14 protein-coding genes are annotated in these 17,118 nt (G+C 70.3%); 2 read left to right on the top strand and 12 right to left on the bottom strand.

Annotated features, from left to right (window positions below):
- Positions 1–3: 3 nt before the first annotated feature.
- Positions 4–462 carry a MarR family winged helix-turn-helix transcriptional regulator gene (locus tag GIS00_RS01680; protein WP_154766683.1) on the top strand — a complete coding sequence of 153 codons (459 nt, stop codon included), beginning with the start codon at positions 4–6 and terminating at the stop codon, positions 460–462.
- A gap of 6 nt (positions 463–468) precedes the next feature.
- Here the strand turns inward: GIS00_RS01680 and GIS00_RS01675 are convergent, their stop codons facing one another.
- From GIS00_RS01675 to GIS00_RS01650, 6 genes are all read right to left on the bottom strand, one after another.
- The gene (locus tag GIS00_RS01675) at positions 469–987 is read right to left on the bottom strand and encodes a pyridoxamine 5'-phosphate oxidase family protein (protein WP_154766682.1); all 519 of its coding nucleotides are present in this window, start codon (positions 985–987) and stop codon (positions 469–471) included.
- An 81-nt stretch (positions 988–1,068) separates the two neighbouring features.
- Positions 1,069–1,800 (bottom strand): siderophore-interacting protein, encoded by a 732-nt coding sequence (locus GIS00_RS01670; protein WP_154766681.1) that lies wholly within the window; start codon positions 1,798–1,800, stop codon positions 1,069–1,071.
- A gap of 89 nt (positions 1,801–1,889) precedes the next feature.
- Positions 1,890–3,287, bottom strand: coding sequence for a hypothetical protein (locus GIS00_RS01665; protein ID WP_154766680.1), 1,398 nt, complete (start codon positions 3,285–3,287; stop codon positions 1,890–1,892).
- A complete protein-coding gene (locus GIS00_RS01660; protein WP_322097339.1) occupies positions 3,284–3,790 on the bottom strand; it encodes an RNA polymerase sigma factor in 507 nt (168 codons plus the stop codon). Before GIS00_RS01660 ends, GIS00_RS01665 begins: the two co-directional genes overlap by 4 nt.
- A 176-nt stretch (positions 3,791–3,966) precedes the next feature.
- Positions 3,967–4,911, bottom strand: coding sequence for an aldo/keto reductase (locus GIS00_RS01655; protein WP_154766679.1), 945 nt, complete (start codon positions 4,909–4,911; stop codon positions 3,967–3,969).
- Positions 4,912–5,036: 125 nt separating this feature from the next.
- Positions 5,037–5,780 (bottom strand): DUF6308 family protein, encoded by a 744-nt coding sequence (locus GIS00_RS01650; RefSeq protein ID WP_154766678.1) that lies wholly within the window; start codon positions 5,778–5,780, stop codon positions 5,037–5,039.
- A gap of 150 nt (positions 5,781–5,930) precedes the next feature.
- Between GIS00_RS01650 and GIS00_RS01645 the strand changes: the two genes are divergently transcribed.
- On the top strand, positions 5,931–8,105 hold the full coding sequence (locus GIS00_RS01645) for a beta-galactosidase (protein WP_154766677.1): 2,175 nt from the start codon (positions 5,931–5,933) through the stop codon (positions 8,103–8,105).
- Positions 8,106–8,132: 27 nt separating this feature from the next.
- Here GIS00_RS01645 and GIS00_RS01640 read toward each other — a convergent pair whose 3' ends face one another.
- The 6 genes from GIS00_RS01640 to GIS00_RS01615 form a co-directional block, all read right to left on the bottom strand.
- Positions 8,133–10,019, bottom strand: a complete 1,887-nt coding sequence (locus tag GIS00_RS01640) for an ABC transporter ATP-binding protein (RefSeq protein ID WP_154766676.1) — start codon at positions 10,017–10,019, stop codon at positions 8,133–8,135.
- Position 10,020: 1 nt separating this feature from the next.
- Positions 10,021–11,010, bottom strand: a complete 990-nt coding sequence (locus GIS00_RS01635; RefSeq protein WP_154766675.1) for an ABC transporter permease — start codon at positions 11,008–11,010, stop codon at positions 10,021–10,023.
- A 1-nt stretch (position 11,011) separates the two neighbouring features.
- Positions 11,012–12,007, bottom strand: coding sequence for an ABC transporter permease (locus tag GIS00_RS01630; protein ID WP_154766674.1), 996 nt, complete (start codon positions 12,005–12,007; stop codon positions 11,012–11,014).
- Positions 12,008–12,028: 21 nt separating this feature from the next.
- Entirely contained in the window at positions 12,029–13,678 is a 1,650-nt protein-coding gene (locus GIS00_RS01625) for an ABC transporter substrate-binding protein (protein WP_154766673.1), read from the bottom strand.
- Between the two features lie 147 nt (positions 13,679–13,825).
- Entirely contained in the window at positions 13,826–15,643 is a 1,818-nt protein-coding gene (locus GIS00_RS01620; RefSeq protein ID WP_154766672.1) for a GH39 family glycosyl hydrolase, read from the bottom strand.
- Positions 15,640–17,094, bottom strand: a complete 1,455-nt coding sequence (locus GIS00_RS01615) for a glucoamylase family protein (protein WP_154766671.1) — start codon at positions 17,092–17,094, stop codon at positions 15,640–15,642. The genes GIS00_RS01620 and GIS00_RS01615 overlap by 4 nt, the downstream gene beginning before the upstream one ends.
- Positions 17,095–17,118: the final 24 nt, after the last annotated feature.

Genomic DNA, 17,118 nt, shown 5'->3' with positions numbered 1-17,118 from the left:
ACCATGGATCCCCTGGAGGCGCCGGCCCGGACCCGGGACCTGCCGAGCTTCCTGCTGACCCGGAACGCACTGACTGCCCGGCAGTTGCTGGCCGCACGCCTCGACGCGCGGTCCATGCGCCACGCGCACTTCTCCACCCTCGCCGCGATCGACGAGTTCGGTCCGCTGAGCCAGGCCGAGCTCGGCCGCCGCATCGGCCTGGACCGCAGTGACGTGACTGCGGTGATCGCCGATCTCGAGGCGCGTGGGCTGCTCGACCGTTCGCCGGACCCGGCGGACCGGCGCCGGAATCTGGTGCTGGTCAACGCCCGAGGTCGCACAGAGCTGGAGACCCTCGAGCAGATCGTGCAGCAGGTGCAGGACGACTTCCTCGCGCCGCTGGCGCCGGACGAACGCACGCAACTGCACCGGCTGCTGCGGAAGCTGGCCGGCGTGCCGACGGTCGATCCCGCCGGCGACTGACCCGGATCAGGCCGGGCGCTCGTCCCGGAAGCGGAACCGGGTCTGGGTGAACGGCTCCTTCGAGAACGCCATCACCGTGGTCGGTTCCACCCGGAACACCACTGCCCGGCCACCGTCCTCGCTGTCGAAAGCGCCGTCCTTGACACTGAAACGCCAGTCCTCGCCGTACTTCCGGACGTAGGACGCGGCGAGCGAGGTGAGGGCGGAGTCGTCGGTGAGCGGGACGGCCTCGCCGTGCACGACGACGTCGAGACCGGAGAACGCGTTCGTCCCGGTGGTCAGCGCGCACTGCGGGTGCCGCTCCAGATTGCGCGCCTTCTGCTCCGTCGGTCCGGTGCAGAAGTGCAGCGCGCCCTCCGACCAGACCGCGATCAGCGGTGTGACGTGCAGTTCCCCGTCCTGCTGCAGGCTGCTCACCCAGAAGATCTCGGCGTCCTCCAGTGCGGCCTGGACCGCGGACCATTCGGTCGCCGGCTCCTCGGGCTGGCTGAATCGGGCGTCGAGGGCCCCCGCGGGCGCGGTCATCAGGGTCTCCTTCGTCGTCGTGACGGCGTGACGGACCTGTCCGACCATGCCCGCGCGCGACGGCCTTCGCAACCCCGGAGGTCAGCCGGCGGTACCCATCGCCTTGCCCTTGATCCAGTAGCCGCGGACGGTGAGCGATTGCTTGCCGATGCCGGCCGCCTTGAGGTCGACGCGCAGCCGCTTGATCACCCCGGTCTCGGCGGCCACCCAGCACCGGTGCGCCGCCAGGTCCGGGACACCGGCCACCGCGCGGGCGAGCGCCTGTCCGTTGTCATCGGCCTTCACCCAGGTGACGGTCGCGCCCGGATGATCGCGGACCGGCATGTCCCGGTCGCCGTCGTGTGATTCCTCGAGCAGCACGGTGAGCCGGCGGTCGGCCGGAGCGGCGGACAGGATGCTGTTGATCGCGGGCAGCGAGGCGGGGTCGCCGCACAGGAGCGCAGGGGTGACCGGATCGTCGACATAGGCGTCGCTGCCGAACAGCGTCGCCTCCACCGTGTCACCGGGTGCGACGGTCCGGGCCCAGCGGCTGGCCGGGCCCTCCGGTTCGTGCAGCACGAACTCGCAGGCGAAGGTGCCGGCGTCCGGGTCGACGTCGATCGCGGTGTAGGCCCGCTGGTACACGGCGCCGCCGGACGGGATCCACAACCGTAACCAGCTCGTCGGTGCCGAGATCCTTGGCAGCAACGCCTTCTCGCCGGAGAACACCACCCGCCGGAGTCGAGGCGTCACCTCGGTCACCCCGACCGCCGTCAGCGTGAAGTCCGGCGCGCGCAGCGCCTTCAGCACCACCTTCTCGAACCGCGTACCCACCTGCCACCTTCCATCGATCCAGAAGGTAAGGCTTACCTCAGTAGGCTACCGCGAGGCAAGTGCGGGTCCGGATGCTGCGCTCGGGGCGGTCAGCGCCCGCCGACCCGGATCTCCTCGCCGGTCATTCCGTCGATGACCTGGCGTTCACCCAACAGTTCTCCGAGATCAAGGCTCTGGGTGGTGAAAAGGCCGATCATCTCGGCACCGCAACTCGAATCCCGGTCCTCCGCGTTCCTGATGTAGTGGGCCACCGTGATGACGACTGCCCCGCTGCCGTGCGCTGTCACAAAGGCTCTCGGGAATCTGTTGCAGTCGTACGGCATCGACACGAGAACGGCGCTCGGATTCGCGGGGTCCGTCGTCACGGACGCCACCGTGCTGTTGCGTTCCCACTCGAGAGTTTCGCCGTCGTGCTCGAGCGTGGGCGGGATCAGTCGGCCGAAGGGATCGTCGTCCTGCAGTGGCGAGATGGTCCCTTCGGCGGGTGGACGGGTGGTCCCATCGATCTCCTGGAGGAGAACCTCCGCATGGGTGGTGTCGTCGATGATGCGCCGATCGCCGAGCGGGGCGCCCAACTCTATCCGCTCGGGCCGGTACGTCAGGGACGTCCGGCACAGCGCATCGACCGGGAGCGGTTCCCCGAACTGGGCGGCACTGAGGCCCACCGTGCCGTCGTCCTGGGAGGTGACGAAAACCCTTGCGTAGAGACGACATTCCAGGATCCGGTCCAGCAGGATCACCGTGTTGTCGTCGGGATCGACACGGACCCCACCGATCGGCTGGAGGTGGAAGAGCGGGAGGTATTCGTCGTCGACGACGACGTGGTCGGGAACGACTTCGACGCGCCGGACCGACTCTCCTACCGTTCCCAACCCCGGGCTTCCCGCCTTCTGTACGACCTCGATCTCCGAGCCATCAGAAGCATCGATGACCGTGCGCCCATTCAGCGGAATACCCAGATCGATCTCGAAGGCGCCCTCCGAACCGCTTGCGATGCACGTTGTCGTGACCGGGCCGAAACTCGCCGTGGCGAGCGTGACCGTGTGGGAGTCCTGGGCTGTGACGAAGACCTCTCGATGGTCACCACAGCCTCTAGTCCATCCAACGTCCACGGTGGTGTCGCCAGGCGAGCCAATGGCGACCGAGTCGATCGGGACCAGTTTGTCGAAGGGCAACCTGGTCTGACCGACCATGACGAAAGACGGCAAGGCGTCGACCTCGGCAGTTGGAGCGACAGTGGTAGCACCCGATGCGCTGGTTGTCGCCACCGCCAGCGCGGCGGGCGGGGTGGCGACCTGCGGCGGGCCGGAGCGGACGACAACGAGAGTCACGGCGGCCGCTGCGACCAGCGCCCCGGCCAGCACGACCGGCCGCCACCAGGATGCCCCGCGGACGACGGTCGGCTCGGGAACCGGCGGCTCGGTGAATTCCGAGAGCCAGTGTGCCGCATGCTCCTGCAGGCGCAGGTCCATCTCCTGGTCGGTCATCGGTAATCCTCTCCGAGGTCCTTGCGGAGCTTGGCGCGGGCATCGCGCAGGGTCGACTTCACGGTGCCTTCGCCGCACGCCATCACCACGGCGATGTCGGCGAGCGGCAGCCCGACGAAGTAGTGCAGGGTGACGGCGAGCAGCTGCCGCTCGGTCAGCCCGGTGAACGCGCTGTCGAGGTCGAGCCGGCCGGATCCGTCGCTGTCCGGGCCGGCGGAGTCGGGCGGATCGGCCACGGGTTCCGGGCGCCGCCGGCGGTGGTGCTTGTGCGCCCGGTCGGCGACGATCGCCAGCAGCCAGTTCCGCGCCGATCCCCGCCCCGGGTCGAACGAGGTCCACTTCGCCCAGGCAGCGGTGACCGCCTCCTGCAGCACGTCCTCCCACTCGCCCCCGGGCACCAACCGGCGTGCCAGGACCGCCATGCCCCGCCAGTGCGGCTGCAGCCACTCGGCGAACGACGGTGCGCCGGCTCCGATGGTGGCCTCCCCCTGCCCGCTAATCACTGTGCCCACACCTGATCTACCCGCCCCGTGGCGATCAGGTGGGGAACGACATCAGGATCAGTGGCAGCGCCACCCGCCCGGGCCGGGGAAACAGCACCTCACCGCTCCGTGGCCGTGCAGGCCCGACACGGGCCTTCCAGTGCCCGGGAGCCGATCGCCCCCGCCGCCACCAGCCGTCAGGCGGCCGCGTCCAGCCGGGCCCGGAGCTCTGCCGGCAGCTCGAGCCGGGCACCCACCAGTGCGGCGTCCAGCTGCGCCACCGAGCTGCCGCCCAGGATCGGCACGATCGACGGCGTACCGCCGATCAGCCAGGCCAGCACCACCTGCCCACGGGTCACCCCGAGCTCGACCGCCACCTCGGTCAGCGCGTCCATCCGGCGCTCGGTGCCGGGATGACGGAACGGCTCGGCCAGGATGCGGTCGGTGCGGTCGAACCACCCGCGCAGCAGCGGCGTGTAGGCCCAGATGTCCATGCCGTGCGCGGCGGCGTGGTCGAGTTGCTCGTCGGACAGCGCGCCGAACCGGTGGTCCTCCCCCGGCACGGTGATGTCCGGCCGCGAGCTCAGGTAGCTCTTGCGCAGCTGGATCGCCGAGAACGGCGCCACCTCGGCGTCAGCAGCGGCCCGGCGGGCCCGCTCCACCCGCCAGGCCGGATGGTTCGAGACCCCCACCCTCCCGGTCAGGCCGTCCCGGACCAGCTCGCCGAACGCCACCGCGGAGTCCTCGACCGGGACGTCCCGGTCCTCCTTGTGCGCCCAGAACAGGTCCACGGCGTCGACCCCGAGCCGGCGAAGGCTGCCGTGCAGGCTGTCCCGGACCGCCGACGGCGACAGTCCGGTGGTCCGGCCCGGGAACGACCCCGGCTCGACCGGTTCGGCGCCCGTCTTGGTGGCCAGCAGCACCTTCTCCCGGACACCGGGCCGGGCGGCGAGCCACCGGCCGAGCAGCTCCTCCGACTGGCCGCCGTGCCCGGACGGGTCGTTCCAGAACGAGTAGCAATCGGCGGTGTCGATCCAGCCGCCGCCCGCGTCGACGAACCGGTCGAGCAGGGCGAAGGAGGTGGGTTCGTCGATCCGGGTACCGAAGTTCATCGCCCCGAGGGCGAGCGGGAGCACGGTCATGGATCCAGTCAACCGCAGATCGGTCGCCGGCACCGGACCGGGCCGCCGTCCGACCGCCGACGCACCGTCAACGACAACCCGACAAGGCCGCGCAGTCAGGCACTTTCAACCACAGTGCACGGATGTCAGGGGCGCTCGTCGTCCGGGTCGATCCAGATCTCGTCGCCCTCGTCCTCGGCCAGCGCCTCCGGGGAGCCGGCCCGCCAGATCGGCGCACCCACCTCGGTGCGGCCGGCGTACCAGGCCACGATGTCCAGCGCGCGCAGCGGCGTGATCAGCGGCTCGGTGGCCAATGCGGCGACCTCGTCGAAGAAGTCGGCGGAGTCCCGCAGGTCGCGGGTGATGGCGGCGCCGAGCAGCGGCAGGAAGTCGCGCCAGGTCCGCCGCATGTCCACCGGCACAGGTGCCTGCGGGGCGCGGCGGTAGCAGTGGTCGATGAACCGGTCGTACAGCGGAACGAACGACGGCCGCTTGCGGTGCATCACCTTCGCCAGGATCGCGCCGCGGGCCTTCAGCGGGATGTCACCGCCGTCCAGCACCGCGAACAGCTCCCCCAGCTGGGCCAGTTCCGGCTCGCCGGCCTCCACCAGCCGGGCATCGACCGGGATGTGCCGCAGCCAGTCCTCCATGTGCGGGCGCAGCGCCTCCAGGGCGTAGAACACCCGGGAGTTCATCTCGGCGTTCAGCAGCACCGGCGCGACCAGGTCGGCGTCGCTGATCCGCCACGGCCCGCCGCTGGAGGCGAAGGCGTCGTAGGCGGGGTAGGCGAACCGGTCCCGTCGACTGAGGTAGTTGCGGGCCGAGTCCAACGCCAGCGCACGGTCGATGCCGACCCCGCCGATGCGGACCGCGGTCTGCTCGTCTGCCATCCGGTACCTCCAGGCCCGTTCTCGGCTGCGATTGCCACGCGGCACCACCTCGCGGTGGTGCCCGGACGGCCAGCGTAACGAGCCCGTCCCGGCGGCCGACGCGGGGTACCGGCAGGCGCCGCCGCAGGCGTTCTGGCAGCATCGGTACCGATGCGCATCGAGATGATCGACAAGCAGTTCCGCCTCGACGGCCGCCCGCACCTGGTGCTGGCCGGCGAGATCCACTACTTCCGGATCCCCCGCCCCGAGTGGGAGCAGCGGCTCGATCTGCTGGTCGAGGCCGGGGCCAACTGCCTGGCCACCTACATGCCGTGGGTGGTGCACGAACAGGCCGACGGCAGCATCGATCTCACCGGCCGGGTGCGTCCGGAACTGGACCTCGGGGCCTTCGTCGACCTGGCCGCCGAGCGCGGCCTGACCGTGCTGGCCCGGCCCGGCCCGTTCACCATGGGTGAACTGCGGCACGAGGGCATCCCGAGTCGGCTGCGAACCGACCATCCCGAGATCCTCCCGGTCGGCTGGGACGGTGCGCCCGCGACGACCAGCACCGTGGACTACCTGGCGCCGGCCTTCCTCGCGGAGGTGCGACGCTGGTACCTGGAGATCGGCGAGATCCTGCGCCCCCGTTCGGCCGCGTCCGGTGGTCCGGTGATCGCCGTGCAGCTCGACAACGAGATCGGCATGCTGTCCTGGGTCTCCAACACCCCCGACCTCACCGACCGGGCCGTCGACGCCTTCCGCACCCGGATGCTCGACACCGAGGCGACGGAGCAGCTCGCCGCAGCGGGATATCCTGTGGCACAGCAGGATTGGACGGACGCGGTGCGGTCGCCGGACGAGCGGCTGGTGGCGGCACTACGGGTGGACCTCGCCGAGTTCCTGCGCGAGAGCTACGCCACCTACGTCGGCATCCTGCACGGCTTCGTCACCGAGGCCGGACTCGGCGACCTGCCGCAGCTGATCAACGTGCACGGCACCGAGGCCGGCAGCGCGCTGTCGTTCCCGATCGGGATCTCCCAGCTGCAAAGGAGTTTCCGCGGCCGGCCCGGCTTCACCGCCGGCTCCGACCACTACCTCGGCACCCTCACCTGGCGGGGCGCCGCCGAACTGCACCTGGTGCACGCCTTCCTCGATGCCGCCCAGACCCCGGAGCAGCCGCTCACCTCCCTGGAGTTCGAGGCCGGGACCGGCGACTACGGCGGTGATCTGGGCAATCTGACCGACCCGGCGTCCGTGATCCTGAAGACCCGGCTGCTGCTCTCGCAGGGCGCGCGGATGCTCAACTGGTACCTGTTCGCCGGCGGCACCAACGTCGTCGACCCCCGGCCCGACGACAACGGGACGCACCGCTTTGGGATCACCGGCGAACGGCACGGCCACGCCGCTCCGGTCACCCCCGAGGGCACCCGCGGCCCGGCGTTCCCGTCGACCGTCGAGTCGATCGGCGTGGCAGCGAATCTCGCCGGGTTCGCCGCCGCGTGGGTGCCGGAGCACGACGATCTGGCCGTCGGGTTCGTCCCGGACCACTGGGCGACCGAGCACCGCTACCCCGGCAGCACGCTGACCGCCGAACTGGTCGGGGAGCTGACCTGGGCCCGCGGCGCCGGCCCCCGGGCCGCACTCCCCCGGTGCCTGCTGGCCGCCGGCTTCCGTTACGGCGCCGTCGATCTGCAGGATCCGCAGGCCCGGTTGCCGCGGCTGGTGGTGCTCGGCACCGGTCGCCTGCTGCAGCAGGAGATCCAAGAACGGCTGCTGGCCCACGTGCACGGCGGCGGACGGCTGCTGCTTCTCGGCGATCTGCCGGTGCGGGACCTGTTGGACCGGCCGGCCACCGCCTTCGCCGATGCACTCGGCCTGCGCCCGGGCGAGCTCGTCCGCGGCGGACCGGGCCGCTTCCCGTCGGTGCAGCCGGTCGGACCGCTCGCCGATCTCACCGAGGTGCCACTCGGCCGGCTCACCCCGCTGCAGCACGACCGCGGTATCCCGCTGCTGGTCGAGGCCACCACCGACCGTCCCTGTGGGCTCGAGATCCCCTACGGCGACGGCTTCGTCACGGTCATCGCGGCCGACTGGGCGCCGGCACAGGACACCCTGCGCCGTCTCGTCGGGCGGCTGGGGGTCGCACCTGGGCTGGTGCTCACCGGTGCGCTGCCCGGCCTGTACTCCGCCACCACCCGGACACCGGAGGGAGAGCGCTTCCTGCACCTGATCAACGTCGAGGGGCACCCGCAGCGGGTCACCGTGACGCTGGACGGCAGCCCGGTGCGCGGCAGCGAGGAGTTCGTCCTCGCCCCGCGCACCGGGACCGTCCACGTCATCGGGTAGGGCTCCGATCCGCGAACCGAAACCCGGTCAGGCCACCTGGTCCCGCGCCGCCGCCGGGTTCGGGATCGCCGCCAGCAGCTTGCGGGTGTACGGGTCCTTGGGCTCGGTGATGACGGTGCGGGCGTTGCCGGACTCGACCACCTTGCCCTTGCTCAGCACCAGCGCCTCGTCGGCCAGCATCCGCGCCGACAGCAGGTCGTGGGTGATGTAGAGGATCCCGACGCCGTGGTCCTGCACGAGATCGTGCAACAGCTCGAGGATCTCGGCCCGGATGGAGACGTCCAGGCTGGCCACCGGCTCGTCCGCCACCAGCAGCCGCGGCTGCGGTGCCAGCGCCCGGGCGATCACCACCCGCTGCCGCTGCCCGCCGGAGAGCTGATAGGGGTACCGCCCGGCGAAGGACGCGGCCGGGGTCAGACCGACCGTGTCCAGCAGCTCCAGCACCCGGTCCCGCAGCTTCTTGCCGCGCAGGCCGTCGTAGTTGCGGACCGGCACCGCCAGCGAGTACCCGATGGTGTGCGCCGGATTCAATGCCGCGTAGGGATCCTGGAACACGTACTGCACGGTGCGCCGGAACTCCTTGAGCTTCGACCGGGACAGCGAGGTGGGCTCGGCCGGCTCGCCGGAGGCGGAGTGGAACAGCACCTGACCACTCGTCGGCTTCTCCACCCCGGTGATCATCCGGGCGAGAGTGCTCTTCCCGCTGCCGCTCTCACCGACCAGTGCGGTGACCATGCCGTCCCGCAGGGTGAAACTGACACCCTGCACCGCGTCGGTCACCGTGGTGTGGAACCCGCGCCGCCGCTTGTACTGCCGGGTGACGTCACGCACCTCGATGATCGGCGCCGCCTCGGCGTCACCCGGTTCGCGGATGGACTTGGTGAACGACGGCCCGACGAACTCGTCGACCTTCTCCGGCACCTCGTCCACACCGGGCTCGGACTTCCCGTGCTGGGCCGCCGCGACGATGCAGGCGACCTCCTCGCCCGCCACCTCCTCCAGCGGCGGGTCGATGGTGCGGCAGGCCTCGATCACCTCCGGGCACCGGGCGGCGAACGAGCAACCCTGCCGCGGCCGGGACAGGTCCGGCGGCCGCCCCGGCAGGTAGGAGATGCTCACCGTCTCGGCCCGCGGGTCGCCGTAGGAGGCCAGCAGTGCCTTCGAGTACGGGTGCAGCGGCTCGGTGAGCAGCTGCCGCGACGTCGCGACCTCGACCAGCCGGCCGGCGTACATCACCATGATCCGGTCCGAGGTCTCCAGCACCGTGCCCATGTCGTGCGAGATGAACAGCACGGTGAAACCCTGCTCGGCCTGCAGCCGCCGCACGTTGTCCAGGATGCTGCGCTGCACCACCACGTCCAGGCCGGTGGTCGGCTCGTCCAGCAGCACGAACTTCGGCTTCAGCGCCAGTGCGAGTGCGAGGTTGATCCGCTGCCGCATGCCGCCGGACAGTTCGTGCGGGTAGCTGTCCAGGAACTTCCGGTCGATCGAGACCATGTCCAGCAGTTCGGCGGCCCGGTCGTCGGCCGCCGACCGGTCCAGGTCGGTGTGCGCCTCGATCACGTTGCGGAACGAGGCGCCGATCCGGATCACCGGGTTCAGCGAGTTCATGCTGGACTGGAAGACGGTGGAGATCTCGCTCCATCGCCGTGTGCGCAGCTCCTCCGGGGAGAGCGCGAGCAGATCCTCGCCCTCGAAGAGGATCTCGCCGTCGGTGAGGTGTGCGGGCGGCTCCAGCAGCCGGAGCAGCGCGGTGCCCAGCGTCGACTTGCCGCACCCCGACTCGCCGATCAGCCCGACGAACTCGCCCTCGGCCAGGTCGAAGCTGACGTGGTCGACGGCGGTCAGCGCCCGGCCCAGCCGGGGCGTGTACCGCACGGTGAGATCACGGACCTGCAACAGGTTCCCGGTCATCTCAGGCCTCCCGGAGGTGCGGGTTGGACAGCAGGTCCACCCCGAAGTTGACGAAGGTGAGCGAGGTGACCAGCAGCGCCAGCGCGATGCCCGGCACGAACAGCCAGACCCAGAGTCCCTGCACCAGCGCGCCGTTCGCGTTCGCCTGGGTCAGCATCAGGCCCCAGCTGATCGAGGTCGGGTCGCCGAAGCCGAGGAAGGACAGCCCCGCCTCGGCGACGATCGCCCCGGTGGCCGCGCCGATGAAGCTCGCCACGATCAGCGAGGTCATGTTCGGCATGATCTCGCGGAACACGATGCGGGTGCTCTTCTCCCCGGCGAAGGTGGCCGCGGTGACGAAGTCCCGGTTCCGCAGGGTGATGATCTGCGCGCGTTTGGCCCGTGCCGCGCCGGCCCAACTCGTGATGCCGATGACGAACACCAGCAGCCACAGGCCGCGGGTCTCGCTGTAGGCGACGATGACCAGCATCAGCGGCAGCACCGGCACCACCAGTGCGAGGTTGGTGAAGAAGGACAGCACGCTGTCCAGCCAGGTGCCCTCGGCGTAGCCGGACACCAGGCCGATCACCACGGCGATGACGGTGGAGAACAGCCCGCCGAAGAGCCCGATCAGCAACGACAGCCGGGCGCCGTAGATGAACTGCGACAGGATGTCGTAGCCCTGGGCGGTGGTGCCCAGCGGGTGGTCCCAGGAGAGCGGCAGCACCGGCGCGAAGGAGCCGTCGGTGGGGCTGTACGGCGCGAGCACCGGGGCGAGGACGGCCATCAGCACGAACACCGCGAGCATGATGATCCCGATGCGCGCCTTGGTGTTCGACCAGAGGATCGCGTACCAGCGCGGCGGGCGCAGCACGCTGTCCAGGTCCACCGGGGTGTCCTGCGGCGACGGGGTCGGCCGGGCGCCGGCCGGTGAGATGTCGGGGCGGACGGCGGAGGTGCTGGAGATCAGGCCGTCCGGTTCGCCGGCCGGGGGTGGTGGGTTGATCGACATGTCAGCGCTCCTTCCGGGCACGGGGATCCAGGACGCCGTAGAGCAGGTCGGCGACCAGGTTGGCGACCAGCACGGCCAGGATGATGAAGAGCAGGATGCCCTGCATCAGCGGGAAGTCTCGGTTCGCGGTGGCCTCCGCGAGCAGCCGTCCCATGCCGGGGTAGTCGAAGAGTTGCTCGACCAGCACCGAGCCGCCGAGCAGCGCGCCGAGCGAGAGCGCGAAGTTGGTGACGCTGGGCAGCATCGCGTTCCGGGCGGCGTAGCCGAGGGCGATCTTCCGCTCCGGCAGGCCCTGCGCCTGGCCGAGCCGGATGAAGTCCTCGCCGAGCACCTGCACCATGGTGTTCCGCATGCCGAGGATGAAGCCGATCGGTGCGGTGATCATCAAGGTCAGTGCCGGCAGCGCGGCGTGCGAGAGCACGTCGGCGGCGAAACTCCAGTTCCAGCCGGGGTTGGTGTACTCGTAGCCACCGGAGGCCGGGAACCAGCCGAGGGTGTAGGCGAAGAAGTACAGCACCAGCAGGCCGATCCAGAAGGACTGCAGGTTGCCGACGAAGGTGGAGCCGATCGAGATGATCGAGTCGAACCGGGAGTTGCGGCGCCAGGCCGCCCAGGCACCGAGCACGGTGCCCAGCACGAAGGACAGGATCTGGGTGACGCCGATCAGGCCGACGGTCCACCAGACCGCTTGGCTGATCACCTGTGTCACCGGGAACGGGTAGTACGCGAAGGACAGTCCGAACTGGCCGCGGAAGAGCGATCCGAGGTAGTCCAGGTACTGCGTCCAGAGGTTGCCGCCCGGTTCGCCGATCATCGCCCGGATCGCCTGCACCTGGACCGGGTCCAGGGCGCCGGTGGCGCCCGCGGCGCTGTTCAGCTTGCGGACGATGACCTCGGCCGGATCCCCCGGCTGCAGCCGCGGGATGAGGAAGTTCAACGTGATGGCCGCCCACGCCGTGAGCAGGAAGTAGCCGATCTTGCCGGCGAAGTAGCGCATGTCAGTTCCTCCTGTTCCGGGTCAGGACGTCGGCCGCAGGTGCGTGAGCACGTAGACCATGTTGTTGGTGGGATAGGGATTCGCCGTCGTCGGCCAGCCGGTGATCCCGGCGGTCCGGTAGATCAGCCGCTGCGGCGCGTACTGCAGGGCGATCACCGGGACCTGCTGCACGAAGATGTCGATGATCTGGTCGGTGTAGGTCTTCTGCTGCTCCGGGTCGATGGTCGCCTCGAAGTCGGCGACCAGCTTGTCGGTCTCCGGGTCGTTGTACCGCTCGACGTTGATCTTGAGCGTCTTGTCGTCCGAGATCTGGTTGCTGGCCAGCTTCCCGCCGAGGTCCTTGGCCCGGACGCAGCCGCCGTTGACGTAGTCCAGCACCATGTCGAAGTCGCCGGTCTTGATCTGCGAGTCGACGGCGTTCGGGTCGGTGGCGATCAGCTTCACGTTCAGCCCGATGGCCTGGAAGTTCCGGACGATGACGTCGGCCATCGCGAGGTAGTCGATGAAGCCGGCCTGCACGGAGAAGATGAGCTGCAGCGGCTGGCCGTCGGGCGTGGTGCGCAGCCCGTCCGGACCGACCGTGAAGCCGGCCTCGTCCAGGATCTGCGCGGCCTTGGTCGGGTCGTAGCCGATGTAGCCGCCGTCCTGCTGGTACTTCTCGGGGAGCTGGTTCTGCTGCAGCGGCAGCTTGAGCATGGTCTGGCTCGCCGGCTGCATCACTCCGAAGCTGGCCTTGCGGGCCAGTTGCTCCTTGTCGATGGCGTAGGCCATCGCGGTGCGGAACTGCGCGTTGTCGGTCGGGAACTTTGAGTTGTTCGGCGCCAGCACCGTGGTGCCGGCCGGCGCGTAGTAGTAGTCGGTGGACGAGGCCCCGCGCACCGAGTTGTTGGGGTTCGGGATGTCGCCGGTGTAGAGGTCCAGGGCACCGGAGCGCAGTTTCAACGCGCCCGAGTTGGCGTCGTAGGTGCCCTCCAGCGAGAGCTGCTCGATCTTGATGGTGTCGGCCTGCCAGTAGTTCGGATTCCGTTCCAGCGTGAGCCTTCTGCCGTTGTAGGCGCCCTTGACGAAGGGTCCGGTGCCGACCGGGTTCGCGTCGATGTAGGTGGTGATGTCACCGACCGAGCCGTAGACGTGCTCGGGCAGGATGAGTGTGGCGTTGACCAGTCCGTCCAGTTTCGAGGCGGCGTCACCTGAGAAGGTGATGACCACCGATTGCCCGTCGACCTTGACCGAGGTCGCCGGTGCGCCGAAGCTGTCGCTCCACAGGCCGGCCTTGTCGATGCCCGGGTACTGCTTGCCGGCATTGAGGGTGAACGCGACATCGGCCGGGGTGAAGGGCGTTCCGTCCGACCACTGGACGCCCTCGCGGATGTCCAGCCGCAGGGTGGTGGTGTTCACCCACTCGTACCCGGTGGCCAGCCACGGCATGATCTCGCAGCTGTCGGTGTTGGTCACCATCAGCGGCTCGTAGATGTACTGCCGGGTCAGCGGACTGACCGCGTACGGGTTGTAGTTCTCCAGACTCTGTACGGCGTTGCCGTTCTCGGCCGGCAGCACGAGTTCGGAGATGTAACCGGGCTCGGCGGGCGGCGCGGGCTCGCGGCCGATGTTCGCGCACCCGGTCAGGGTGATCAGTCCCGCGGCGAGCAGCGCGGGTAGTCGTCGTCTCATCTGGACCTCGTCGTCCTCGTCGTCCCGGTCGTGTCCGGGATGCGCCGTGCGTGGCGCTGTGGGTGGTGTCCGTGCGGCGTGCGGTCTCCCCCTGGTACTCCCCCGGATCACCTGTGCGGCAGGCGGTCCGGCACGGTCGGCGCGGTGCTACGGGAACTCGAGCAGCACCGCCGACGGCATCGGCAGGGCGAAGCGCACGACGCCGTCGGTGACGGCGACGTCCTGCTGCGGCATCGCGGCGGCATCCCCCAGCGCCGTCCATCCGGCCTCGTCCGGCCAGTCCCCGATGCTGAGATCGGCGGCCGCGGCAGCCAGGTCACCCTCGCCGATCGCGAGGCGGGTGATGCGGACAGTGCCGGCATCACCCGGTGCCCGCAGCGCGACCTGCCGGTCCAGGGCCGGGTCACCATCGGCCTTGTCCTGGTCCAGCGTGAGATTCCACAGCAGCACCGTCAGGCCGCCGTCGGCGCGGCGGGTCGCCCAGCCCTCGACCAGCGATCCGGCGCCGTCGCCGGAGAGTTCGAGCGGCAGCGCGGTCGGCCCGAGCCGGGACAGCAGGGTCATCGCGTGGAATCGCGGTTTGGGCAGGTTGCCGACGGAGAGCAGGCCGAATCCGCCGTGCAACAGCCGCGGCGGGCGGCCGAGTTCCTCGAAGTGGTCGCTGGCCACCCAGTACGACAGGGCGTCGATGCGGCCGGCCGCCGAGCGCATCCCGCGCAGCAGGAACACCGCGGAGAAGACGCTGTCGTTGACCGGGTTGAAGTGGGTGGGCGTGACGCCCCACTCGGTCCAGAGCACCCGGGCGTCCGGGAACCCGTGGCGCATCAGGCTCGCCCGCACGTCCAGCGGCGGGCTGCCGTAGGTGTGGGTGGAGACGAAGTCCACCGGTGACCCGCTGCGTGCGCAGTGGGCGAGCAGGTGATCCACCCAGCCGGCGGCGGCCGACGACGGCCCGCCGACCTGGATCCGCGGATCCACCTGCTTCACCGCGGCGGCGGTGACGTCGTAGAGGTGCAGCCACTCCTGTTGCGTCCCGGACCAGAAGACCTCGAGGTTGGCCTCGTTCCAGACCTCGAAGTCCCACACCGCGACCTCGTCGGCGCCGTAGCGGTCCTGCAAATGGCGGACCAGCGCCGACACCAGGTCGGCCCAGCGGCCGTGGTCCTTCGGCGGGGAGATGACGGCACCGTAGGCGAAGACCTTCTTCTCCGGATCGGAGGCCAGATCGGTCGGCATGAAACCGATCTCGACCACCGGACGGAGACCGATCCCGATCAGCAGATCGTACATCCGGTCGACGGTGGAGAAGTCGTGCACCGGCTCGCCGTCCACCTCCCGGTAGACACCGGTGTCGTCATGGAAGACCGCGTGCGCCCGCACGGTGCGCACGCCGATCTCGTCGTGCATGCGGCGCAGCGCCTCCAGCAGTTCGGTGCCGATCTCCCGGCCGCCGGTCGTGTCGGTGCACAGCAGTTGCGAGAGCCGTTCGCTGCCGATCATCGGGATCCACGGCCGGTCCAGCGGGACACCCGGTCCGTCACCGATCGTCGCGGTGACCTCCGGAGCAGCACCGGTCGCGACGGCGGCGGTGGCCGGCACCGGTGCGCTGTGCCGGGCGTTCGTGATCGTGACCTCGGGGATCGCCGACACCGCGTAGAAGACCCGCTCCCCCACCGGGCCCGTGGTGTCCACGTAGGGCGGGTGCGGGACGGACAACACGTCGCGGCCGTGGTGATCGACCACCTCGAACGGGCCGTCGGCCGACGGGCCCCGGTGCAGCAGGTAGCCGACGGCACCGTCGACCGGGTCCCAGCTCAGCGTGACCTGGCCGATGCCGCCGGTGGCGACGAGCCCGGTGGGCGGCGGCAGGTCCGGGAGGGCGGCACCGGAGTCGTTGCCCGTGCCGGACCGGATGGAGATCCGGTTGTCCCAGTCGGTGCGGGCGTCGGGCTGAGCGGTACTCATCGGGCACCTCCGGTGGTGGCCAGGACGGGGCCGACGGCGAACTTCTCCTGGGCGAGCAGCGGCCGGACGGCGGGTTCCAGGAGCGGGGCGAGCAGTTCGTGCAGGACCCCGTCGGCGAGGTGGTTGCCGAGTGCGCCCATGATCATCGCCTGGTCCAGCGAGAGGTGCCGCTCGGCGCGCAGCCCGGACCTGACAGCGACGGCGTCGTGGAAGCCGCCGGGACCGTAGGCGTGCAGGTCGGTCTCGATCCGCGCGAGGTTGTCGACCACGGCGTCGGTCTCGTACCCGACGGCGAGGAACGCGGCGTGCGGGGTGACGACACCGTCGCCCCAGGACGTGGCACCGTCGACGGCGAGCGGGGTGTGCTCCAGATCCGACGGGTAGCCACCGCGGTGGGCGGAGATCGGCTCGGCACCCCAGGCGTCGTAGCCGCCGCCCGGGCGGCTGGCGGGCGAGAAACCCCAGTAGCCGTAGCCGGTGTCGTCGAGGCCGAACTCCCGTTGGGCACGGACGGCGAGCGGGTGGTTGCGTCCCCACGAGTCCGGACCCCACGCCGACTCCGGCACGAACAGGTCGGGCATCAGCTCCTCGAACATGCTGCCGCCGAAGGTGGGCAGCAGCTGGAGATCGCGGTAGCGGCGGGCGGACTCGTCGACAGGCACGCCGAGGTGCTCTGCCCGGACGGGCGGCACCAGTCCCGGCACCCCGCGGTCGCCGTCGGTACCGGCGGCCGGGAACGGGCGGCCGAGAGCGAAGTAGTGCTCGGCCGGTAGCTGCCCCAGCGCGATGCCGAGATAGGTGGCGATGCGCGGCTCGGAGTTCAGGATGCCGTAGTGGTGAGCGGTGGTGAAGACGGGATCACCGGCACCGTCGACGGTCTCGATCGCGTGGTCGTCCGGGCGGCCGGTCCAGAACCCTCCGCGCAACAGTCCGCCGGTGACGCCGGGGACGGCGGCCGGGTCGTGGAAGGCGGTCAGGTCCATCCGGTCGAGGGTGCGGTGCGCCAGGGCGGCCTGAGCGGGGTCGTGCGCGGCGACGGCGACCAGACCGGCCATCAGCCAGCCGTTGTCGACGCTGGACAGGAACGGGTGGATGGTGGTGCCCCGGTCGGGGTCGGTGACGACCACCGAGCCGTCGGCAGGGTCGTACCAGTTGAAGAACATGCCGCTCGGGTCGTGCCGGCGCATGCCGTCGAGGGTGGCGAGCAGCAACCCGGTCAGCCCGGAACGTTCGGCGGCGCCGATGATGCCGAGCCGTTCGGCGCAGATCGCACTCCACAGCAGGCCGCCGATGTTGGTCGGCGAGGTGTACCGGCCGCAGGTCTCCGGTCGCAGGTCGGCGTCGATGTTGTCCGCGACGAGGGCGGTGCGCCCGTCGGTCATCGCGACGAGGCTGCGCCAGGTGTCGGCGGCCCATCGTCGCAGGAGGGCCTCCTGGTCCCCGTGGGTCATGTCCGTCCTTTCCGGTGTGGGCAG

Source organism: Nakamurella alba (assembly GCF_009707545.1).
Lineage (GTDB): Bacteria > Actinomycetota > Actinomycetes > Mycobacteriales > Nakamurellaceae > Nakamurella > Nakamurella alba.
The sequence above is the reverse complement of the archived record's forward strand: the minus strand, read 5'-3'. Positions and strand labels throughout refer to the sequence as shown.